Raw genomic sequence first — 21,065 nt, forward strand, 5'->3', positions numbered from 1 at the left:
CCTGTCAGGCCGCGTCCGGCTGCTCCGCCACCGACAGGGCGGCGAGCGCGGCGGACACGGCCGCGGAGGCCCGCAGATCGAGCCGGGCGCTCGTGCCCCGGGCCCGGTGCCGGAGTTCGTCGGCGGCGAGTGTCAGGAGCTGGGGCAGCAGGTCGGTGCACCGGCGGGCCACCCAGCCGGTACCGGCCGTGGCAAGCCACCACAGGCTCGCCGACCTGGTCGGGCCGGGGAACTCGGGCTCGGGCGAGGGCGCGGGCCCGGTCGCGAGGCCGTGTTCCGCGAGCAGCGTGTGGAAGCGCAGGGCCAGCTGCCGGTGTCCGCGCTCCCCGGGGTGCAGCCGGTCCGCGCTCCACATGGCGCGGTCCGTGATCCAGTCGCCCTCGCACGCGTGCAGGTGCAGAGCTCCGTACCGGTCGGACAGCGCGTGGACGACCGTGTTCACGGCCCTCTGCCGCCGCGCCAGCGGGTGGGCCAGTGCCCCCGGCAGCCCGAGCATCGTGCCCGGGTCGGGCAGGCAGGCGGTGAGCAGGACCGCGCCCTGCTCGGCGAAGGCCGCGTACACCTGGTCGAGCCGAGCCGCCACGGCCTGGATGTCGAAGGTGCAGCGCAGGGTGTCGTTGACGCCGATCACGACGGACACGAGGTCGGGCCGCAGCTCCAGCCCGGCAGGCAACTGCCGCTCCAGCACATCCCGGGTCTGCGCCCCGCTCACCGCGAGGTTGGTGAACCGGGCGGGTCCCTCGGTAAGCCCTGCCGGTCCGTCGGTAAGCCCGGCCGGTCCCTCGGCGACACCGATGGGTCGCTCGGTGAGCCCGGCGGCGAGCAACGCGGCCCAGCCGCGCCACTCCCCGTCGCCGACGGGATCGCCCACCCCCTCCGTCAGCGAGTCACCGAGGGCCACGAACCGCGGGGGCCCCTCGAACCGCGTAGACCCCCCGAACCGCACGGGTCTCATGCCACGCCCCCGGGCACGTACGGGCGTACGGGAACGGCCGCGTCATGCGCGGCGAGGAACGCGTCGACCGCCGCGTCCCACCCGAAGCACTCCGCACGCGCGCGTGCCCCCTCGCGCCGGTCCGCCTCCAGGCGTTCCAGCACCAGGTCCACGGCGTCCGCGAAGGCCTCCCCGTGGTCCGCCGCGACGGCCCCGGCGGAGCCGATCACCTCCGGCAGCGCGGACGACGCGCTCGCCACCACGGGCGTGCCGCACGCCATGGCCTCCAGCGCGGCGAGCCCGAACGTCTCGGCGGGCCCCGGCGCCAGGGCCACGTCGGCGGACGCCTGGAGCGCGCCGAGCAGCCCGCGGTCGGAGACGTGCCCGAGAAAGGTGACCGGCAGGGCGCTCTCGCGCGCCCGCTGTTCGAGCCGGGCGCGCAACGGCCCGTCCCCGGCCACCACGAGCACCGCCCGGCGCCCGCGCCGCCGCAGCGCCTCCAGGGCGTCCAGCGCCGTGCCGGGCCGCTTCTCCACCGACAGCCGCGAGCACATCACGAGCAGCGTCTCGTCCACGCGCGCGTGCCGCGCCCGCAGCTCCGGGTCACGCAGCGCGGGGTGCCGCTGGACCAGGTCGACGCCCAGCGGGGCCCGGACGACGTTGCGTGCCCCGATCCGCACGAACTCCCGCTCGGCGAACTCGGTGGTGCACACCACGCGCGCGTACGTGTGGGCCGTACGGACGTTGAGGGCGTCGGCGGCACGACGGGCGGCCCCCTCGGGCAGGCCCCAGGTGCGCAGCACGCCGTCGGCGGTCTCGTGGGAGACCATCACGGCGGGGACCCGGGCGCGCCGCGCCCACCTGCCGGTCCACCTGAGGGTCGTACGGTCGGACACCTCCAGCCGGTCCGGCGCGAGTTCCTCCAGGAGCCGGGCCACCCGCCGCTTGTCGGCGAGCACGCGGTAGCCGCCGGTGCCGGGCAGCAGCGGCCCGGGGAGGGTGATCACCCGCCCCTGCTCGGTCTCCCGGTCGCTCATCCGCTCGCCGGGGACCACGAGGACGGGCTCGTGCCCCGCCGCCTTGAAGCCCTTGCCGAGTTCACGCAGGGCGGTGCGCAGCCCGCCGGACGCGGGCGCGACGAAGTTGGCGAGCCGCACGATCCGAAGCGACTGGCGGCTGCTGTTGCCCGGACGCGAGTCGCTCATGCCGCCACCGCCGTCCGGCGCGCGGCGAGCACGTTCGCGTAGTGCCCGATCAGCTGGTCCCCGACGGCCGCCCAGGTGCGGCCCTCCACGGTGGCGCGCCCGGCGGCGCCGAAGGCGGCCCGCAGCCCGGCGTCGGCGGCCAGGGACCGCACCGCGTCCCGGACGGCGGTCGCGTCGCGCGGCGGCACCAGCAGGCCGGTGCGCCCGTGGGCGACCAGGTCCAGCGGCCCGCCCGCGGCGGGCGCGACGACGGGCAGGCCGCTGGCCATGGCCTCCTGGACCGTCTGGCAGAAGGTCTCGAAGGGGCCCGTGTGCGCGAAGACGTCGAACGAGGCGAAGACCCGGGCCAGGTCGTCACCGGTACGGCGGCCGAGGAAGACCGCGCCGGGCAGCGCCTGCTCCAGGCCGGGCCGGCTCGGGCCGTCGCCGACGACCACGACCCGGACGCCCTCCAGGCCGCAGGCACCGGCGAGGAGTTCGACCTGCTTCTCGGGGGCGAGCCGGCCGACGTAGCCGACGATCAGCTCACCGTTCGGGGCGAGTTCACGACGCAGGGCCTCGTCGCGGCGGTCGGGCCGGAAACGTTCGGTGTCGACGCCGCGCGGCCACAGCTCGACCCTCGGTACACCGTGCGTCTCCAGGTCGCGCAGGGCCGCGCTGGACGGGGCGAGGGTGAGGTCGGCGGCGCCGTGCACGGAGCGGATCCGCCGCCAGGCGGCGGCCTCTCCGGCACCCATGTACGTACGGGCGTATCCGGCCAGGTCGGTCTGGTAGACGGCGACGGCCGGGGTGCCGAGGCGGGCGGCGGCTGCCATGCCGCGCACGCCGAGGACGAAGGGGCTGGCGAGGTGGACGACATCGGCACGGTGCTCGATGAGGGTGGCGGCCAGGCGGCGGCTGGGGAGGGCGACGCGGACCTGGGGGTAGCCGGGGAGCGGGAGGGAGGGGACGTGGACGACGGGGCACGGCGCGCTGGTGTCGGGCTTGTGCCCGGGCGCGGGGGCCGGGGCGACGACGACGGGGGCGTGACCGCGATCGACGAGGTGCCGGGCGGTCTGGAGCGCGCAGTGGGCCACGCCGTTCACATCGGGGGGAAAGGATTCGGTCACGATGACGACTCGCATACCCGTGTTGTCGCCGTGCCGGACGTGGCCGCGTCAACGTGGATCTTTCCGGCCGTGGAACGTCCTATGAGCGTTCTGAGGCGCACCCGCGCAGGTCAGGCCGCGTCCATACGCCCCTGACCCGAGAGTCATCCCCCGTTCACCCGGGCGGCCTGATTCCGCCCCGGCGTCCTTGCACGAAGGGAGTCACACACTCACGCGGAGCGGGGTCACACAGCGGTCTCCTCGGGACCGATCCGGCTGCGTACGGCCGTCTGGACCTCGGCCTCCTCGGCCGGGTCGGCGGCGAGCCGGCGCAGTCGCTCGACGACACGGGCGTCTCCGGTCTCGGCGTGCCGGGCGGCGATCTCGCGGGTGGTCTCCTCGCAGTCCCACAGGCACTCGACGGCGAAGCCGGTGGCGAAGGAGGGGTCGGTGGCGGCGAGGGCACGGGCGGCCCGGCCGCGCAGATGGGAGGAGGCGGTCTCGCGGTAGATGTGGCGGAGCACGGGTGCGGCGCAGGCGATGCCGAGCCGCCCGGCGCCGTCGACCAGGGTCCACAGGGTCGGTGCGTCGGGGCCTTCGCCCCGTACGGCTTCGCGTAGTGCCGCGAGGACCAGGTCGCGGTCCTGCGCCCCGCCCCGGCAGGCGAGGACGCGTCCGGCGGCGGAGCCCAGCGCGTCCGGCCGCCGGGCCCAGCCGCGCGCCCGGTCCACGGCGGCGAGCGAACGCATGCGTTCGAAGGCGTCGACGGCGGCGTCCACGACGACCGTCGAGCCGGTGGCCACGGCGTCCTCGATCAGGACGAGGGCGTCGGGATCGTTGCCGTCGGCGAGGTAGCGCAGGGCGGTGCACCGGGCTCCGTCGCTGCCGTCCTTGGCCGCCTGGATGATCTCGGCCCGGTCCTCGGGCCCCGCCACGGCGGTGAGACATCGGGCGGCCGGGACATGGAGTGCCGCGCCTCGTTCGAGGCCCTGCTGGGCCCATTCGAAGACGGCCTGCACGCTCCACCCGGGCCGGGGACCGGTCGGCCGCATCTGTCGCTGCCAGCGGTCGAAACAGCCCGTCTCGTGGGCGGCACGCACGCGTGTGGCGATGGATTCGCGCGGATCCTCGGCCCACAGTCGCCACGGCCGTGGTTCGAAGGCGTCCCGGACGGTCGCCGCCAGCTCGGCGTCGCCCTCCGGATCGGCCGGGAACCGCGCGAGGACGGGTGCGGCGAGGGCGCGCAGGCCGGCGTCGTCGTCCCTGAGGGCCAGTTCGTCGAGGGCCCAGGCCCAGTTGGAGCCGTGGGCGGCGTATCTGCGCAGCAGTTCGAGCGCGTCCCGCCTGCCGTAGGAGGCGAGGTGCCCGAGGACGGCGAGGGCGAGCCCGGTGCGCGACTCGTCGGTGTCGAGGACGTCCTCGGCGTCGAAGAGATGGGCCTCGACCGCGTCGAGCTCGCCGTTCAGGTCGAGGTAGAGGCGGGCGTAGTAGAGGGAGCGGTTCTCCACCTGCCAGTCGTGGCGGGGATCGCGCAGCACGCAGTGGTTCAACGCCGTGAGCGCCTCGGGGCGCGGGGCGGTGAGCGCGTGCAGCGTGCCGTCGCCGCGGCCCCGCTGGAGCAGGCCGAGCAGCGTACCGCTGGGCGCTATGACCGGATCGAACATGGGAAACAGCCTCACATCAAGCGTCGACGCAACCGGGGACGTGTACTACCTGGCCGCGCGACAACACGTCGGAGTGCCCGCCGTTTCCTGCTTGCTGTAGACCATCTTCCTCTGCCTCTCGTCGGTGGCCCTTGCGGACCGCGTCACGGCCCGCGCGGTGCGGCAACACCTGCCCAACCATCACGTCCGTGAACCACGTCGTCATGATGACTCGGCACTTCCGTCTGCCGCGACCGAAATTTCGGCGGCCCCGTCCCGCCTCCCCCGTTTTCGTTGTCGTTCCAGGTCAGACTGGCCGGTTCAGCGCTCGCCGAACAGTTCGAGCAATTCCGTCCGGCCGAACATCCGGGCGGTGTCGACCGCCGACGGGGTGCCGGCGGACGGATCGGCGCCGCCCTCCAGGAGGGCCTTGATGACGTCCGTCTCGCCCTTGAAGGCCGCTCCCGCGAGCGGGGTCTGCCCTCGGTCGTTCACCCGGTCGGCCTCGGCACCGCGGGCCAGCAGCGCGCGTACCGCCTCGGCGTGGCCGTGGTAGGCGGCGAGCATCACGAGGCAGTCACCGCGGTCGTTGGTGAGGTTGGCCGGAACGCCCGCGTCGACGTACGCCACGAGCGCCTCGGTCTGTCCCCGCCGGGCCAGATCGAAGATCTTGGTCGCCAGCTCCACGACCTCGGGGTCGGGGGCTTCGGTCATCGGCCGGACCGCCTCTCACGTCACACATCACGTCGGGTGCGTACGCCTGCCAGCGGTGCAGCCGTACGAGTGAATCGCCAGAGTACTGGCTCGCGTGGCACATGACCCGATGTGCCCGAGGTAAAGATCACCGCAGACCTCGCCGAGCGCAACAGCCCAGCGCGACCGGGTCGGGGACCACTCCGCCAGCCGGGGGAAATAGTCCGAATTTCACCCAGTTGCACCTTTTATCGTATGGATACATCCTGTGAGCCTGGAAGTACTCATGGTGACTGTCCCCGCGAACCAGGAGAACTCAAATGATCCTCTCGATCTCAGGCGTGGTCCTGCTCGGCATCGTCGTCTTCATCTTTCTCCGCAAGGACGGCCTGAAGGCGTCGCACGCGGTGGTCGCGATGCTGTTCGGCTTCTATCTGGCGAGCACGGCCATCGCCCCGAGCATCAAGGCGGGCGGCGAGAGCCTGGCGAGCCTCCTGGGCGGAATCAGGTTCTGACGATCCCACTCCCCGTACGCATCCCGCCCGTACGCACTCTCTGGAGGCAGCAGTGGCCCGGCGCCCCCTCCCTCGCATTCTGAGCAACGGCGGCGCGCAGCTCGCCCGGAGCCGGAAGCTGGCCCGGACGGCGGCCGACACCGCCACCGACGTCCTCCACCCGTTGATCACGATCACCCGGGGTCTGCGCCGGCTGGCAGCGGCCGGGCGGCGCAGATGGACCGAGACCCCCAAGGAGAAACGCTCGGCGCTGCTGTTCCTCGTGGCCTCCGTGATGCTGGTCGTGGCGCTGCTGCCGTACGGACCGCTGCTCGCCGCCGTCACCCTGATGGCGGCTGCGGCCTGGAAGGGCCGGGACCGTACCCCGACGGCGGCCGACGGACCCGACGAGTCGCAGACAGAACGCCTCGAGGCGCTCTACGAGGCCCTCGTGCCGTACTTCTCCACCGCCGAGGACCCCGAGCCGCTCTATGCCCACGGCGGTGCGTGGGACAAGGCCTTCCCGACCTACGCGTTCGACGGCGGCGGCCGGATCTCGCACCTGGTGGTCCGCTACCCGGCGTACTTCACCGACGGTGAGGCCGAGGCCCGCGCGCGGATCGAGCACCTGCTCGCGGCCAAGTCGGGCCGTGGCCGCGAATACCACTTCACGTGGGACGAGGAGGGCAACCAGTTGACGGTCAGCGTGCTCCTGCCGCTGCCCGTCGACATCGCCGCCCAGCGTTTCGTCACCACTCCCGGCGAGACGGTCCTCGGCTTCACCGACCCCACGCAGGTCCGGCGCACGCTCCCCCTCACCCACGGCGATCAGCAACGGGACGTGCCCCCGGTCGTCTGGCGCACGGGCCTGCGCTCGACCGAGCCCCATCTGCTCGCCCTCGGCCAGCCGGGCAGCGGCACCTCGACCCTGCTGCGGTCCATCGCCCTGCAGGCCCTCCAGCACGGCGACGTGGTGATCGTCGACGGCGGCGGCACCGGCGAGTACGCCTGCCTGACCGGCCGGGACGGCGTCCTGGCCGTCGAGTGCGGGCTCACCGGGGCGCTGGCCAGCCTGGAGTGGGCCGCGCACGAGACCGAGCGTCGCCTCATCGCCGCCAACCGTGCCCATCAGGCGGGCCACCCGCCGCCCGAGGACACCAAGCGTCCCCTGTGGATCCTCCTGGACCGCCCGACGGCGTTCACCCACCTGGCCGCCGCCGACGACCGCAAGGACCCGCAGTCCCTCCTCCAGGTCCCCCTGCGGCACGGCCGTCCGGCGAACGTGACGGTGGTGGTGGCCGACCAGCTCGACAGCGTCGACACGCTCACCGACGCCGTACGGCAGCACACCCGCGCGCGCGTGGTCCTCGGCCCGGCGACGGCCGACCAGGTCGAGTCCGTCCTGGGCGCACCCCCGCACACCACCCCCGTCGACCAGGTCCCACCCGGCCGCGGCTACGCCCGCCTGGGCACGGGCCCGGTCCATCGCCTCCAGGTCCCGGCGACCCCCAACCCCTACGACGACGCCACGTCCGACGCCCACCGCCAGGCGGTACTGGACCTCCTCCCGCCGCGCACGACACCGGCGGACGGGGAGACGGTGCCCGATCCGGACCCGGCGCAGGGAGAACCGGAACCGGTCGAACCGGAGACGGTGCCGGAGCCCGAGCCGGCGGAACCCGAGCCGGTACCGGTACTGACGGAACCGACTGAAGGAACGCCGGCACCAGTACTGACGGAACCCTCAAAGGCGCCCTAGCCAGTCAGGTCAGTCGGGCCGCCGCAGCTACAGGCGCTACGCCACGAACGTACGCGGCGACTCGCCCGCTCCCACACCCCCGTCCTCCACGATCCGCGCCGCCGCGGCCAACCGCACAGCCGCCTCCTCAGCCACCGCACCCCCCACGGTGAACGGCAACCGCACATACGCCTCGAAGGCCCCGTCCACCCCGAACCGCGGCCCGGACGGCACCCGCACGCCCACCCGCTCCCCCGCCTCCGCGAGCCGCGACCCGGACAGACCGCCCGTCCGCACCCACAGCGTCAGCCCGCCCCGAGGCACCTCGAACTCCCACTCGGGCAGCTCCCGCCGCACCGCCGCCACGATCTCGTCCCGGTTCTCCCGCGCCTGCTCGCGCCGCAGCTCCACGGCCTGCTCCCAACCCCCCGTACCGAACAGCCAGTTGACAGCCAGCTGCTCCAGTACGGGCGTGCCGAGGTCGGCGTACGCCCGCGCCGCGACCAGGCTGCGGATCACGTCCGGCGCGGCCCGCACCCAGCCGATGCGCATCCCGGCCCAGAAGGCCTTGCTCGCCGATCCCACGGTGATCACCGTCGACCCGGCCGGGTCGAAGGCACACACCGGCCGCGGCATCCGCACGTCCGGGTCGAGCCACAGTTCGGTCATCGTCTCGTCGGCGATCAGCACGGTCCCCGCGGACCTGGCCGCGTCGACCAGCTGCCGTCGCTGGTCCTCGTCGGCGAGCGCACCGGTCGGGTTGTGGAAGTCGGCGACGACGTACGCGATCCGGGGCGCGGCGTCCCGCAGGACCTGCCGCCAGCGGTCCATGTCCCACCCGGCGAGCCCCTCGGCCATCGCCACGGGCACGAGCCGGGCTCCGGCCTCACGCATCAGCTGAAGGATGTTGGCGTACGAGGGCGACTCGACGGCGATGCGCTCGCCCCGCCCGGCGAACAGATGACAGATCGCGTCGATCGCGCCCATCGCCCCGGTCGTCACCATGATCTGCTCGGGCATGGTCGGGATCCCGCGCGCGGTGTAGCGCTCGGCGATCATCGACCGCAGCGCGGGCAGCCCCGCGGGATAGTCGCCGTGCGTGTGCGCGTACGGCGGCAGTTCCTCCAGCGCGCCCCGCACGGCCCGGGTCAGCCAAGGCTCGGGGGCCGGAAGCGCCGCACAGCCCAGGTCGATCATCGAGCCGAGGGCCTCGGGCGGCAGGGGTTCCAACCCACGCGCGGGCAGCGGGTTCCCGGCCGGTACGGCGGTCCAACTGCCCGCCCCGCGCCGGGACTCCAGGAACCCCTCGCTGCGCAACGCCTCGTACGCGGCGGCGACCGTCGTACGGCTGACGGACAGGGACAGCGCGAGTTCCCGCTCGGCGGGCAGCCGGGCGGCCACCGGGACCCGCCCTTCGAGCACCAGCAGGCGGATGCCGTCGGCGAGCGCGCGGTAGGCGGGCGGCCGGCGCGTGCCGGGCCCTGCCGGGCGGTCCTGCTGGGAGTTGAGCAGCCGTGCGAGCTGCGCCGCACCCACGGCCGAGGTCCACTGCGCCATGAGAATCAGTCCACCTTCCCCGGATTGGCCATGGATGGCCTCTCCATCCAAGCCACAGGGTGTCATGCAGCAGTCCACTGACACCACAGGGGGGCACACATCATGGCCACGCAGCGGCGGCTCACCCGGCGGCTGACACAGCTCTACGTCGGTCTCGCGCTGTACGGCGCGAGTTCGGCACTGCTCGTCAGGTCGGGTTTCGGGCTGGAGCCGTGGAACGTGCTGCACCAGGGTCTCGCCGAGCTGACGGGACTGTCGATCGGCGTGGTGCTGACCATCGTGGGCGCCGCGGTGCTGCTCGCGTGGATCCCGCTGCGCCAGCGGCCGGGCCTGGGCACGATCTCCAACGTGCTGGTCATCGGCGTGGCGATGGACGCGACGCTGGCCCTGGTGCCCGACGCGCACGGCCTGGCCGTGCGCGGGACGCTGTTGGTGACGGGGATCGTCCTGAACGGCGCCGCGACCGGACTGTACATCGCGGCGCGCTTCGGCCCGGGGCCGCGCGACGGCCTGATGACGGGACTGCACCAGCGCACGGGGGTCTCGATCCGCGTGGTGCGCACGGTCATCGAGTTCACGGTCGTGGCGACCGGCTTCGTCCTGGGCGGCACCGTCGGCATCGGCACCCTCCTGTACGCGGTGGCGATCGGCCCGCTCGCCCAGCTGTTCCTGCGCGTGTTCGCCGTCCCCTCGGCATCCGCCGGCAGCGCGGTCGTTGCCACCGGTCAACCCCGAGGAGCGATACTGCGTCCGTGACCCCGCGGATACGCCACCCCTACCTCGACCATCCCGGCCCGATCGCCTTCGCCCACCGGGGCGGGGCCGCGGCCGGCCTGGAGAACACCGCGCGGCAGTTCCGGTGCGCCGTCGAGGCGGGCTACCGGTACATCGAGACCGACGTGCACGCCACCCGGGACGGCAAACTCGTCGCCTTCCACGACGCGACCCTGGACCGCGTGACGGACGGGGCGGGCCGGATCGCCGACCTGCCGTGGCAGGAGGTGCGCCACGCGCGCGTGGCGGGCGAGGAACCGGTGCCGCTCTTCGAGGAGCTGCTGGAGACCTTCCCCGACGTGCGCTGGAACGTCGATGTCAAGGCGGAGGCCGCCCTGCTGCCCTTCCTCGACCTGGTCGGCAGGACGAACTCCTGGGACCGGATCTGTCTCGGCTCGTTCTCCGAGGCCCGCGTGGTGCGCGCGCAGCGGCTGGCCGGCCCGCGCCTGGCCACCTCGTACGGCACCCGGGGGGTGCTCAACCTGCGGCTGCGCTCCTGGGGGCTGCCGGCGGCGGTGCGCCGCTCGGCGGTCGCCGCCCAGGTTCCCGAGATCCAGTCCGGCATCCAGGTCGTGGACCGGCGTTTCCTCCACGCCGCCCACGCGCGCGAGCTCCAGGTGCACGTGTGGACCGTCAACGACCCCGAGAGCATGCACCGGCTTCTGGACCTCGGCGTGGATGGCATCATGACCGATCACATCGACACGTTGCGCAAGGTCATGGAGGACCGCGGCGTCTGGGTCTGAGACCCGGCACCTGCGCCTCCGCGCCTTCACGGGGGAAGCGAGGGCACGGGTGGGCACCGACACCGTGCGGACACCGCCGGCCGACGGGGCCGCTGAGCTCAGACGCCAGCAGCGCGGCTGGTACTTCTACGACTGGGCGTGCTCCGTCTACTCGACGAGCGTGCTCACCGTGTTCCTGGGCCCGTATCTGACGTCGGTCGCCGAGTCGGCGGCCGACGCCGACGGGTACGTCCACCCCCTGGGGATCCCGGTGCGCGCCGGGTCCTTCTTCGCGTACTCGGTGTCCCTGTCGGTGATCGTGGCCGTGCTGGTGATGCCCCTGGTGGGCGCCGCCGCCGACCGCACCGGCCGCAAGAAGCCCCTCCTCGCGGCCGCCGCGTACCTGGGGGCCACGGCCACGACGGCCATGTTCTTCCTGGACGGCGACCGCTACCTGCTCGGCGGGGCGCTCCTGATCGTCGCGAACGCCGCGCAGTCCGTGGCGATGATGCTCTACAACTCCTACCTGCCGCAGATCGCCCCGCCCGAGCAGCGGGACGCGGTCTCCTCCCGCGGCTGGGCCTTCGGCTACGCGGCGGGCTCGCTGGTCCTCGTCGTCAACCTGGTCCTGTACACCGGGCACGACAGCTTCGGCGTCTCCGAGAGCACGGCGGTCCGCATCTGCCTGGCGTCGGCCGGCCTGTGGTGGGGCGCCTTCGCCCTCATCCCGCTGACACGGCTGCGCGATCGCAGGTCCGCCGCGCGGGAGGCGGCCCTCCCGGGCTTCCGGCAGCTCGCGGCGACCGTCCGCGACATGCGCCGCCACCCGCTGACCCTCGCCTTCCTGCTCGCGTACCTCGTCTACAACGACGGCGTCCAGACGGTGATCTCCCAGGCCTCGGTCTACGGCTCCGAGGAACTCGGCCTCGGGCAGTCCACCCTGATCGGCGCCATCCTGCTCGTGCAGGTGCTGGCGGTGGCGGGCGCGCTGACCATGGGCCGGCTGGCCCGGACCTACGGGGCCAAACGCACGATCCTCGGCTCGCTGGTCGCGTGGACGGTGACGCTGGCCGCCGGGTATTTCCTGCCGGCCGGGGCGCCGGTGTGGTTCTTCGTCCTGGCCGCCGGCATCGGCCTGGTCCTCGGCGGCAGCCAGGCGCTGTCCCGGTCCCTGTTCTCCCATCTCGTCCCGCCCGGCAAGGAGGCCGAATACTTCTCCGCGTACGAGATGAGCGACCGCGGGATGAGCTGGCTCGGGCCGCTGCTGTTCGGGCTCACCTATCAGCTGACCGGGAGCTACCGGGACGCGATCATCTCGCTGGTGGGCTTCTTCGTCATCGGGTTCGCCCTGCTGGCGCGGGTGCCGGTGCGGCGTGCGATCGAAGAAGCGGGGAACCCGGTTCCCGACAGGATTTAGCATCCGGCGCGAAAGGGCTGTAGTGTACGCGTTTGGCCTGCCAGGCGTACCGTTACTGCGCGTCAAAGATGCCGAAACGCTGGGTTACATCTGCTAGCAGATGTGACAAACCGGGCGCTGGTGGGTACAACAAGGGCGGCTACGACGGCGACGCATGACCCGGAACGGGACTCGGAACGGGAATCTTTACCGCCGACCGGACGTTGACCGGATGACGACGACAGCGACACCTGTCCTGTGGGCGACAAGCCCGGGAGGCACGATTCATGAGTGAGCGAGCTCTTCGCGGCACGCGCCTCGTGGTGACCAGCTACGAGACGGACCGCGGCATCGACCTGGCCCCGCGCCAGGCCGTGGAGTACGCATGCGAGAAAGGGCACCGGTTTGAGATGCCCTTCTCGGTCGAGGCGGAGATCCCGCCGGAGTGGGAGTGCAAGGTCTGCGGGGCCCAGGCACTCCTCGTGGACGGCGATGGCCCGGAAGAGAAGAAGGCCAAGCCCGCGCGTACGCATTGGGACATGCTGATGGAGCGGCGCACCCGTGAGGAACTCGAAGAGGTCCTCGAGGAGCGCCTGGCGGTTCTGCGCTCCGGTGCGATGAACATCGCGGTTCATCCGCGAGACAGCCGCAAGTCGGCGTAAGTCCCTCCGGGGCCTGGCCGAAATTACAGCGCGTCAAGGACCGCGGGCGCCGTACGTGAAGTACGGCGCCCGCGGTTTTGTCGTGCCCGCGTGCTTGCGGCTCCTGCCGAATGCGCCCGGGCGCCGGGACGCTCAGTGCGTCAGCGGCGGGCGCGGCTCCTGCGGCGTGTCGCCCGGCTCGTCCCTGATGACCTCGCCCTGGACGACCTTGCCGTCGGGCCGGTACATACGGGCCTGCTGGAAGGCGCCGCCCAGGGTGCCCGGATCGGCCTCGCGGAGCTTGCGCTCGAAGGTGCGCTCGGCGGAGCGGCTCACGGCCTTCTGGACCGGGGGCAGCAGCAGGAGCAGGCCCACCGCGTCCGATACCAGGCCGGGGATCATGAGCAGCAGTCCGCCCAGCATCATCAGGCCGTTGCCCTCGCTGTTCGGCCGGGCCGCCGCGGGCATCACGCCGCTCTGCTGCTGTTGCAGCGCCTCGGAGAGGTTGCGGAAGGCCCGCCGGCCGGCCCGCTTGATGACGACCGAGCCGAGGATGAAGCCCACCAGCAGGACGAGGAAGACCGCCAGCCCGCTCGACGCCCCCGCGACCAGTGTCAGCAGCCAGATCTCCAGCACGAGCCACGCGGCGATGCCCAACGGCAGGAACGTGCGCAGCCGGGAGCGCCGGGGCCGGGCGGGGTACCTGGGAGTCTGAGCGCCAGTCGTCATGCTTCCAGTGTGCCTGGCCCCGGCTCAGCACGGGATAAGGCCACGATCAGCTGTTCCTGTGAGCGGCCGGGCCGGGCAGCGGCCCGACCGGCGGCTACGGCTTCGACGGCTTGCCGCCGCGGCCCGTGACCTTGCCGACCCGCTCCCCCACGCCCCACGCCGTGACCCGCCACAGCGCCTCGACGAGGATGTCGCGGCTCATCTTGGAGTCGCCGTGTTCGCGCTCGACGAAGGTGATGGGCACCTCGACGACGTGGTAGCCGGCCTTGACGGCGCGGCGGGCGAGGTCGACCTGGAAGCAGTAGCCCTGGGAGGCGACCTCGTCGAGGCCGAGGCCCTCCAGGGTCTCGCGGCGAAAGGCGCGGTAGCCGCCGGTGATGTCGCGCAGCGGCAGGTCGAGCGCCAGCCGGGAGTAGAGGCTGCCGCCCCGGGAGATCACCTCGCGGGACTTCGGCCAGTTCACCACCCGGCCGCCGGGCACCCAGCGCGAGCCGAGCACCAGGTCGGCGCTCTTCAGGGCGGTGAGCAGACGGGGCAGTTCCTCGGGCTGGTGGGAGCCGTCGGCGTCCATCTCGACCAGCACGCCGTAGCCGCGCTCCAGGCCCCAGCGGAATCCCGCGAGGTAGGCGGCGCCCAAGCCCTCCTTGCCCTTGCGGTGCAGCACGTGGACGTGGTCGTCGTCGACGGTCAGCTCGTCGGCCAGCTTCCCCGTGCCGTCCGGGCTGTTGTCGTCGGCCACGAGTACGTGCGCCTCGGGGACGGCCTCGCGCACCCGGCCGACGATGCTCTTGATGTTCTCCGCCTCGTTGTAGGTCGGGATGATCACCAAGGCCGTGCCGAGCGGGCCGAACTTCCTCCCCTGGGCTCCTGCCGCGAGGGTTCCGTCGCCGTCGTTCACTGATGCCCCTTCATGTCCGTACGCAGGGATCCACCATAGTGGCCGGCCTGCGATGACGTGACAGGACGTTCGAATGGTGGTGTCGAATCAGCAAGACGCGGGTAAGAATGCGCCTTCGGCTGAGAGCGTACGGCGGATGGGGGCCCGGCGCCCTTCGGGCCGACCTGGGATCCGCTGGCTGCGGATCAACCGAAAGCCGTTGTCTACTGAGCGCCCGGGCCCCACCCGGGTCACACCTCCCCGACCGGCCGGAACGCTGCCTCGGCGCCGCGCCGGCCTGAGCCTGGCTCCCAGTGGCGGTGCCCCGGTGCGGCACACCGTCCCTGACCCGGCGGCGCTGCGGCGAGTGCGCGGACGTTCCCCGCCTCGGGCGTCCGGTGGTGGACTCGGCAGAACCTACCGGCCCCCTGCGGCCGCCTGTCAACAGCCGTTTGACCTGCACATATCCCGGCAAAGCCCTGGTCAGTGCAGAGGATGCGCAGGTCGCGCGACGGGGGCGCGGCGCACGATCGCATGCGCGCCACCCCCGTAGATCACTCGCCCGGCCGTACGAAGACCGTGCGTCCGCCGACCACGGTGCGCAGACAGACGGGCAGGTCGCGGCCGGGGGTCAGATCGGGCAGGCCGGGGGTGCCCGAGCGGGGGTCCGTCGACCAGCGGGCGACCCGGTCGTCCGGGGCCTGGACCACGAGTTCGCCGGTGCGCCACACCGCGTAGTCGGCGGGCGCGCCCGGCGTCAGGACGCCCGCGTCGTCCCGTCCGACGGCCCGCCAGCCGCCGCGCGTGTGCGCCGTGAACGCGGCGCGCACGGAGACGCGGTGCTCCGGCGTGCGGTGGAAGGCGGCGGCCCGGACGGTGCCCCAGGGGTCCAGGGGTGTGACGGGGCTGTCGGAGCCGAAGGCGAGCGGCACTCCGGCGCGCAGCAGCGCCGCGTAGGGGTTCAGCGCACGCGCCCGCTCGATCCCCAGTCGCTGCGCGTACATGCCGTCCTCGCCACCCCACAGGGCGTCGAAGGCGGGCTGCACGGAGGCGGTGAGACCGAGCTCGGCGAAGGCCGCGACGGTCTCGGGCGTGAGCATCTCGGCGTGCTCGACCCGGTGCCGGGCGGCCCGGACCCGGGCGAGGCCCAGCTTCTCGGCCGCGGCGCGCACGCCCTCGGCCACGGCGTCCACCGCCGCGTCGCCGATGGCGTGGAACCCGGCCTGGAGACCCGCCTCGGTGCAGGCCACGACGTGGGCGGCGACCGCGGCGGCGTCCAGGTAGGCCGTCCCGGTGTGGCCGGCGTCGGCGTACGGCTCGTGCAGGCAGGCCGTGTGCGAGCCGAGGGCGCCGTCGACGAACAGGTCGCCCGCGGCGCCGATCGCGCCCAGCTGCCGGGCCTTGGCGACGTCCTGCTCGGCCCAGTAGCCGACGACGCGGGGACCGGGCTCCTCGGCGGCGAGGCGCAGCAGGCCGGTGAAGTCGTCCTCGGAGGAGATCTCGGGGCCGGCACACTCGTGGACCGTGCCGATGCCGAGCGAGGCGGCGTGCGCGAGGGCGGCGCGCTGGGCGTCGGTGCGCTGCCGGGGCGTCACGGCCGCGAACGCGGCGGCGCGGACGGCGTGGTGGGCATCGGCGGTGAGCGGTCCGTCCTCGCGGGGGACGCCGGGGACCAGGTCGAGCAGGGCCGTCGTGACGACCGCCGAGTGGACGTCGATCCGGCTGAGGTAGAGGGGCCGGTGGCCGGTGGCCTCGTCGAGTTCGGCTCGCGTCGGGGGGCGGCCGCCGGGCCAGCGGGCGGCGTCCCAGCCGTGCCCGAGCAGCACGGGGTCGTCCGGCCGGGCGGCGGCGAAGTCCCGTACGAGGGTGAGGGCGGCTTCGAGGGAGGGAGCGTTCGACAGATCGAGCCCGGTCAGGGCGAGACCTGTGGCCGTGGTGTGCACATGCGCGTCCGTGAACGCGGGGGTGACCAGTGCTCCGTCGAGATCGACCACCTCGTCGACCCCGTCCGCGAAGGCGTCGGCGGCACCCTCGGAACCGACCCAGGCGACCTGCCCCCGCTCGACGACCATCGCGGTTGCGAACGGATCAGCGGGGCTGTGGACCTCTCCGCGACGGAGAAGAACGGTCTGGGGCGGCGTACTGGACTCACTCATGGAGCACAGTTTCACAGGCCCCGCTTCCACGCCCCGAGAAGGGGTGGAACCACCGGTCAGATCCTGGGCGGCCGCGCCTCGTACGGCGTGGACAGCACAACAGTCGTCCGAGTCGAAACCCCCGCCAACGACCGCACCCGCGCCAGCAGTTCCTCCAGCTCGTGCGGCGTCGCGACCCGCACCTTGAGGATGTAGTTCTCGTCGCCCGCGACGCTGTGGCACGCCTCGATCTCGGGCACGTCCGCAAGACGGTCCGCGATGTCGTCGGGCGCACTGGGGTCGAAGGGCTTGACCGAGATGAACGCGGTCATGGGCAGACCGACGGCCTCCGGGTCGACGACCGCGGCATAGCCGCGGATGACGCCACGCTGTTCCAGCCGGCGCACCCGCTGATGCACGGCCGACGTGGACAGGCCCGTGGCCTTGCCCAGGTCGGTGTAGCTCATCCGCCCGTCCTTGACGAGCAGCTGCACGATCTGTCGGTCCAGCTCCTCCATGGCGCAAGAACCTACAGTGCGGTTGATCTCCTCGGATACCTGAACGGCCCAGGCCATGGCCGGTTCGTGATCTGGTCGGCGGGCGACTGCCGGCCGTCAGGGGGACAAACCCACCGCAGTGGGCACCTGCACGCGGCATGTGACGAACGCCACAGGGCTCGAACAGTCTCCGTGATGTTCTCGTGATTACCGCCCAGGGGGGACGGGAAGTGCTTGCTGTGGTCGAGGCCGCAGTGCCTGATACGGCCCAGCCCGAGGGGGAGAACCCAATGCAGAGTCTTAAGCGCCCAGGTCGCACCGCACCCAAGCGACAGCAGCTCGTCGTCGAGCCCGAGCCGGAGGGCGTCGAACCCGACACCTTCGACGACGAGCTCGACGCCTACGACACCTTCGAGATGTACCGGGTCGTCTGCCCGGACTGCGCACAACCAATCGCCCTACTGGCGGACGAGGAGGTCCTGCCGGAGCATGCGCTGTGCGCCTCGCCGTGGAACCCGTTCGGACTCACGGTCTGTGCCGGCACCGGCCGCAGGGCCGCAGACGCCCGTCCCGCGGACGAGTCCGTCGACCCCCAGGAGCAGGACACCGCCCTGCTGTTGACGCTCCCTCAGGGGCTCGACTGGCGGACCCAGCCCTTCTCGCACGTCGGCGGCCCGGGCTCACGCCCCATCAGGGTCCCCGTCATGCGCCGCCAAGCGGCCTGAGCGCGGGCCTTCCTCGCCCGCTCGCTCCATCCCCGTGACTGCCCCGCACCACGGCTCGCAGTCCGCCGTGGTGCGGGATCAGTGCGTCCGGATCCAGGCCGGAACCCGGACGCGGAAGCGGGCACCCCAACACCCCTGAACGCACGCCCGATTCCACCCGCGGGTGACCTGTCCGGCCTCTTCCGCGTTGCCCTGGTATGACCCCCATCTCCTCAGCGACCGGGCGTCAACGCCTCCTGTTCGTCCCGCCGCCCGCAGAATCGGTTCGGCCGACCGCGCCCCGCTACCAGGACCCGCCGATCTACCGCGACCTGATGCGGGCCTGGGCCGAGGGCGGCCGCACACTCCCGGGCCGGCACGACCCGGAGTGGATGCGGCTCGCGGCGCCCTGGCGGGGCCTCGACCAGTTCAGCGTCCCTCTGGACCCACGAGATGACGGGCGATGACCATCCGCTGGATCTGATTGGTGCCCTCGACGATCTGGAGCACCTTGGCCTCGCGCATGTAGCGCTCCGCCGGGAAGTCCGCGGTGTAGCCGTAGCCGCCGAGGATCTGCACGGCGTCGGTGGTGACCCGCATCGCCGTGTCGGTGCAGTGCAGCTTGGCCATGGCCGCCTGCATGGCGAACGGCCGGCCCGCGTCCCGCAGCCGCGCCGCCGCCAGATAGAGCGCCCGGCCCGCCTCGATCTGCGTCGCCATGTCGGCGAGCATGAAGCGCAGTCCCTGGAAGTCGGCGATCCGCTTGCCGAACTGGCGCCTCTCGGTCGCGTACGCCAGTGCCTGGTCGAGCGCCGCCTGCGCCACGCCGATCGCGCACGCCGCGATGCCGAGCCGCCCCGAGTCGAGCGCGGACAGGGCGATCGCGAGGCCCTGCCCCTCCTCGCCGATACGCCGGTCGTCACCGACGCGCACGCCGTCGAAGTGGACCTGGGCGGTGGGCGAGCCCTTCATGCCCATCTTCTTCTCGGGCGGCGCGGCGCTCAGCCCCGGCGCGTCACCGGGCACCAGGAACGCGGTGATGCCGCGTGGGCCCTCCTCGCCGGTGCGCGCCATGACCGTGTAGAAGTCGGCGATCCCGCCGTGCGTGATCCAGGCCTTCGTTCCGGTGATCACCCAGGCGTCGCCGTCGCGCACCGCCTTGGTGCGCAGGGCGGCCGCGTCCGAGCCGGAGTGCGGTTCGGAGAGGCAGTAGGCACCGAGCATGCCGCCGCCGAGCATCGCGGGCAGGTGCCCGACCTGCTGCTCCTTGGTGCCGTAGGCGGCGAGCGCGTAGGAGGCCAGGGAGTGCACGCTGACGCCGAGGCCGACGGTGAGGCGGGCCGCGGCGAGCTCTTCGAGGACCTGGAGGTAGACCTCGTAGGGCTGGTCGCCGCCGCCGTACTCGGAGTCGTACGGCAGGCCGAGCAGGCCGGAGCGCGAGAGCAGGGTGAACAGCTCGCGCGGGAAGCGACCGGCGTCCTCCTCCTCGGCCGCCTTCGGGACGATCTCCTGCTGCCCGATGTCGCGGACGAGCGAGATCAGGTCCCGGGCCTCCTCCGTGGGCAGTTGCCGGTCCACCGGCTGCGGGGCGCGGTCGGGCATGGCGGCGCTCTCCTCCCTGTCGGGCACTGGCGGACGGGCCCATGGGTGGGGGCGGCGCCGCCGGGTCGTTCTGGTGCCTGGCCGATGCTTGCAGTCCCGGGTCTCGGAAGCTGCTGACCAGCGGCTCTGCGCTGTGAGTATGCCCGATCGGAGGCATCCCGTCACCAGTTAACGACCGCTTACTTCAAGAAATACCCGAGTGCGCCCCGGCGGGCGAAATTGGTCCGAACCATTGACCGGTCTGGTCTAGTCCTCCTACTGTTTCGCTCCACCGATTCACCGCGTTCATGCCAATCGGCACGCGTTCCCTCTCCCCATGAGGAGACACCGGATGCACACCCCCGACCGCTCCCGTTTCCGGGCCATCGTGTCCGCGGCCTGTTGCGCCGTCCTCGGCGCCGGCCTGCTGGCCGGCGCGGGCGCCTCCGCCACCGCGGCGACCTCGGCTCAGGAGGCCGCCGCCCGCACGAAGGCCGCTCCCCAGGCAAAGGCCGCCGGCTCCAAGGTCATCGGGTACTTCACCGAATGGGGCACCTACGACCGCAAGTACCACGTCAAGAACATCGAGACGTCGGGCTCGGCGGCCAGGCTCACGCACATCAACTACGCCTTCGGCAACGTCACCGGCGGCAAGTGCGTCATGGGCGACGCCTACGCCGCCACCGACCGGGCCTACACCGCCGCCGAGTCCGTCGACGGCAAGGCCGACACCTGGGACCAGCCGCTGCGCGGCAACTTCAACCAGCTGCGCAAGCTGAAGCAGAAGCACCCGAACCTCAAGGTGCTGTGGTCCTTCGGCGGCTGGACCTGGTCGGGCGGCTTCGGCGGGGCCGCGAAGAACCCGGCCGCCTTCGCCCGGTCCTGCTACGACCTGGTCGAGAACTCCAAGTGGGCCGACGTCTTCGACGGCATCGACATCGACTGGGAGTATCCGAACGCCTGCGGCGCCACCTGCGACACCAGCGGCAAGGCGGCCTTCAAGAACCTGATGCAGGCGCTGCGCGCCGAGTTCGGCTCCAAGAACCTGGTCACCGCGGCGATCACCGCCGACGCCACACCGGGCGGCAAGATCGACGCGGCGGACTACGCGGGCGCCGCCCCGTACGTCGACTGGTACAACCCGATGACGTACGACTACTTCGGCGCCTGGGACGCGGCCGGCCCGACGGCCCCGCACTCCCCGCTGACCTCGTACTCCGGCATACCGAAGGCGGACAACCACAGCTCGGCGACCATCGCCAAGCTGAAGGGCCTCGGCATCCCCGCCTCGAAGCTGCTGCTGGGCATCGGCTTCTACGGCCGCGGCTGGACCGGCGTCACCCAGTCGGCGCCCGGCGGCACCGCGACCGGCCCGGCGGCGGGCACGTACGAGCAGGGCATCGACGACTACAAGGTGCTCAAGACCAAGTGCCCGGCCACGGGGACGGTGGCCGGCACGGCGTACGCCAAGTGCGGGAATGACTGGTGGAGTTACGACACCCCGGCGACCATCGCGACCAAGATGACGTACAAGAACCAGCAGGGGCTGGCCGGCACGTTCTTCTGGGAGCTGAGCGGCGACACGGCGAACGGTGAACTGATCAAGGCCATCAAGTAGGCCTGGGCGGACCGGGGGCGGAGGGATCGTGACGGA

19 protein-coding genes are annotated in these 21,065 nt (G+C 72.5%); 8 read left to right on the forward strand and 11 right to left on the reverse strand.

Annotated features, from left to right (window positions below; genetic code table 11):
* Positions 1–4: 4 nt before the first annotated feature.
* The 5 genes from PV963_RS07945 to PV963_RS07965 all read right to left on the reverse strand — a co-directional run bounded on the left by PV963_RS07945 (position 5) and on the right by PV963_RS07965 (position 5,584).
* Positions 5–955 (reverse strand): SGNH/GDSL hydrolase family protein, encoded by a 951-nt coding sequence (locus PV963_RS07945; RefSeq protein WP_274814938.1) that lies wholly within the window; start codon positions 953–955, stop codon positions 5–7.
* Complete coding sequence (locus tag PV963_RS07950; RefSeq protein ID WP_274814939.1) at positions 952–2,139, reverse strand: glycosyltransferase; 1,188 nt, start codon at positions 2,137–2,139, stop codon at positions 952–954. Before PV963_RS07950 ends, PV963_RS07945 begins: the two co-directional genes overlap by 4 nt.
* Entirely contained in the window at positions 2,136–3,263 is a 1,128-nt protein-coding gene (locus PV963_RS07955) for a glycosyltransferase family 4 protein (RefSeq protein ID WP_274814940.1), read from the reverse strand. The genes PV963_RS07950 and PV963_RS07955 overlap by 4 nt, the downstream gene beginning before the upstream one ends.
* A gap of 209 nt (positions 3,264–3,472) precedes the next feature.
* Entirely contained in the window at positions 3,473–4,891 is a 1,419-nt protein-coding gene (locus PV963_RS07960) for a HEAT repeat domain-containing protein (RefSeq protein ID WP_274814942.1), read from the reverse strand.
* 300 nt (positions 4,892–5,191) lie between these two features.
* Complete coding sequence (locus PV963_RS07965; protein WP_274814943.1) at positions 5,192–5,584, reverse strand: ankyrin repeat domain-containing protein; 393 nt, start codon at positions 5,582–5,584, stop codon at positions 5,192–5,194.
* A 299-nt stretch (positions 5,585–5,883) separates the two neighbouring features.
* On the opposite strand from PV963_RS07965, the gene PV963_RS07970 reads away from it, so the two are divergent.
* Both PV963_RS07970 and PV963_RS07975 read left to right on the forward strand, forming a co-directional pair.
* Complete coding sequence (locus PV963_RS07970) at positions 5,884–6,078, forward strand: hypothetical protein (RefSeq protein WP_190051902.1); 195 nt, start codon at positions 5,884–5,886, stop codon at positions 6,076–6,078.
* A gap of 52 nt (positions 6,079–6,130) precedes the next feature.
* The gene (locus PV963_RS07975) at positions 6,131–7,816 is read left to right on the forward strand and encodes a hypothetical protein (protein WP_274814944.1); all 1,686 of its coding nucleotides are present in this window, start codon (positions 6,131–6,133) and stop codon (positions 7,814–7,816) included.
* A gap of 36 nt (positions 7,817–7,852) precedes the next feature.
* On the opposite strand, the gene PV963_RS07980 is transcribed toward PV963_RS07975, so the two are convergent.
* Entirely contained in the window at positions 7,853–9,352 is a 1,500-nt protein-coding gene (locus PV963_RS07980; protein ID WP_274814945.1) for a PLP-dependent aminotransferase family protein, read from the reverse strand.
* Positions 9,353–9,454: 102 nt separating this feature from the next.
* On the opposite strand from PV963_RS07980, the gene PV963_RS07985 reads away from it, so the two are divergent.
* The 4 genes from PV963_RS07985 to PV963_RS08000 all read left to right on the forward strand — a co-directional run bounded on the left by PV963_RS07985 (position 9,455) and on the right by PV963_RS08000 (position 12,909).
* The gene (locus PV963_RS07985; RefSeq protein WP_274814946.1) at positions 9,455–10,108 is read left to right on the forward strand and encodes a YczE/YyaS/YitT family protein; all 654 of its coding nucleotides are present in this window, start codon (positions 9,455–9,457) and stop codon (positions 10,106–10,108) included.
* The gene (locus tag PV963_RS07990; protein ID WP_274814947.1) at positions 10,105–10,872 is read left to right on the forward strand and encodes a glycerophosphodiester phosphodiesterase; all 768 of its coding nucleotides are present in this window, start codon (positions 10,105–10,107) and stop codon (positions 10,870–10,872) included. Before PV963_RS07985 ends, PV963_RS07990 begins: the two co-directional genes overlap by 4 nt.
* 49 nt (positions 10,873–10,921) lie before the next feature.
* Positions 10,922–12,268, forward strand: a complete 1,347-nt coding sequence (locus PV963_RS07995; protein WP_274814948.1) for an MFS transporter — start codon at positions 10,922–10,924, stop codon at positions 12,266–12,268.
* Between the two features lie 266 nt (positions 12,269–12,534).
* The gene (locus tag PV963_RS08000; protein WP_003977404.1) at positions 12,535–12,909 is read left to right on the forward strand and encodes an RNA polymerase-binding protein RbpA; all 375 of its coding nucleotides are present in this window, start codon (positions 12,535–12,537) and stop codon (positions 12,907–12,909) included.
* 132 nt (positions 12,910–13,041) lie between these two features.
* Here the strand turns inward: PV963_RS08000 and fxsA are convergent, their stop codons facing one another.
* The 4 genes from fxsA to PV963_RS08020 all read right to left on the reverse strand — a co-directional run bounded on the left by fxsA (position 13,042) and on the right by PV963_RS08020 (position 17,147).
* Positions 13,042–13,617 (reverse strand): FxsA family membrane protein, encoded by a 576-nt coding sequence (gene fxsA, locus PV963_RS08005; protein ID WP_274814949.1) that lies wholly within the window; start codon positions 13,615–13,617, stop codon positions 13,042–13,044.
* Positions 13,618–13,711: 94 nt separating this feature from the next.
* A complete protein-coding gene (locus PV963_RS08010; RefSeq protein ID WP_274814950.1) occupies positions 13,712–14,515 on the reverse strand; it encodes a polyprenol monophosphomannose synthase in 804 nt (267 codons plus the stop codon).
* A gap of 533 nt (positions 14,516–15,048) precedes the next feature.
* On the reverse strand, positions 15,049–16,650 hold the full coding sequence (locus tag PV963_RS08015) for an amidohydrolase (protein ID WP_274814951.1): 1,602 nt from the start codon (positions 16,648–16,650) through the stop codon (positions 15,049–15,051).
* A 56-nt stretch (positions 16,651–16,706) separates the two neighbouring features.
* The gene (locus PV963_RS08020; RefSeq protein WP_010046337.1) at positions 16,707–17,147 is read right to left on the reverse strand and encodes an Lrp/AsnC family transcriptional regulator; all 441 of its coding nucleotides are present in this window, start codon (positions 17,145–17,147) and stop codon (positions 16,707–16,709) included.
* 269 nt (positions 17,148–17,416) lie between these two features.
* Between PV963_RS08020 and PV963_RS08025 the strand changes: the two genes are divergently transcribed.
* Positions 17,417–17,851 (forward strand): hypothetical protein, encoded by a 435-nt coding sequence (locus PV963_RS08025; RefSeq protein WP_274814952.1) that lies wholly within the window; start codon positions 17,417–17,419, stop codon positions 17,849–17,851.
* Positions 17,852–18,259: 408 nt separating this feature from the next.
* On the opposite strand, the gene PV963_RS08030 is transcribed toward PV963_RS08025, so the two are convergent.
* Entirely contained in the window at positions 18,260–19,432 is a 1,173-nt protein-coding gene (locus PV963_RS08030; RefSeq protein ID WP_274814953.1) for an acyl-CoA dehydrogenase family protein, read from the reverse strand.
* A gap of 331 nt (positions 19,433–19,763) precedes the next feature.
* On the opposite strand from PV963_RS08030, the gene PV963_RS08035 reads away from it, so the two are divergent.
* Positions 19,764–21,029 carry a glycoside hydrolase family 18 protein gene (locus PV963_RS08035; protein ID WP_274814954.1) on the forward strand — a complete coding sequence of 422 codons (1,266 nt, stop codon included), beginning with the start codon at positions 19,764–19,766 and terminating at the stop codon, positions 21,027–21,029.
* The last annotated feature ends 36 nt before the right edge of the window (positions 21,030–21,065 follow it).

Source organism: Streptomyces coeruleorubidus, from assembly GCF_028885415.1.
In the GTDB taxonomy this organism is placed as follows: Bacteria; Actinomycetota; Actinomycetes; order Streptomycetales; family Streptomycetaceae; genus Streptomyces; species Streptomyces coeruleorubidus_A.

Bases quoted from the DNA above. Each gene is read 5' to 3' on its own strand.
- PV963_RS07950 (WP_274814939.1), bottom strand. From the start codon at position 2,139: ATGAGCGACTCGCGTCCGGGCAACAGCAGCCGCCAGTCGCTTCGGATC.
- PV963_RS07945 (WP_274814938.1), bottom strand. From the start codon at position 955: ATGAGACCCGTGCGGTTCGGGGGGTCTACGCGGTTCGAGGGGCCCCCG.
- PV963_RS07965 (WP_274814943.1), bottom strand. From the start codon at position 5,584: ATGACCGAAGCCCCCGACCCCGAGGTCGTGGAGCTGGCGACCAAGATC.
- PV963_RS07970 (WP_190051902.1), top strand. From the start codon at position 5,884: ATGATCCTCTCGATCTCAGGCGTGGTCCTGCTCGGCATCGTCGTCTTC.
- fxsA (WP_274814949.1), bottom strand. From the start codon at position 13,617: ATGACGACTGGCGCTCAGACTCCCAGGTACCCCGCCCGGCCCCGGCGC.
- PV963_RS08020 (WP_010046337.1), bottom strand. From the start codon at position 17,147: ATGGAGGAGCTGGACCGACAGATCGTGCAGCTGCTCGTCAAGGACGGG.
- PV963_RS08035 (WP_274814954.1), top strand. From the start codon at position 19,764: ATGCACACCCCCGACCGCTCCCGTTTCCGGGCCATCGTGTCCGCGGCC.
- PV963_RS08015 (WP_274814951.1), bottom strand. From the start codon at position 16,650: ATGAGTGAGTCCAGTACGCCGCCCCAGACCGTTCTTCTCCGTCGCGGA.
- PV963_RS07955 (WP_274814940.1), bottom strand. From the start codon at position 3,263: ATGCGAGTCGTCATCGTGACCGAATCCTTTCCCCCCGATGTGAACGGC.
- PV963_RS08000 (WP_003977404.1), top strand. From the start codon at position 12,535: ATGAGTGAGCGAGCTCTTCGCGGCACGCGCCTCGTGGTGACCAGCTAC.
- PV963_RS07980 (WP_274814945.1), bottom strand. From the start codon at position 9,352: ATGGCGCAGTGGACCTCGGCCGTGGGTGCGGCGCAGCTCGCACGGCTG.
- PV963_RS07985 (WP_274814946.1), top strand. From the start codon at position 9,455: ATGGCCACGCAGCGGCGGCTCACCCGGCGGCTGACACAGCTCTACGTC.
- PV963_RS08030 (WP_274814953.1), bottom strand. From the start codon at position 19,432: ATGCCCGACCGCGCCCCGCAGCCGGTGGACCGGCAACTGCCCACGGAG.
- PV963_RS07960 (WP_274814942.1), bottom strand. From the start codon at position 4,891: ATGTTCGATCCGGTCATAGCGCCCAGCGGTACGCTGCTCGGCCTGCTC.
- PV963_RS08025 (WP_274814952.1), top strand. From the start codon at position 17,417: ATGCAGAGTCTTAAGCGCCCAGGTCGCACCGCACCCAAGCGACAGCAG.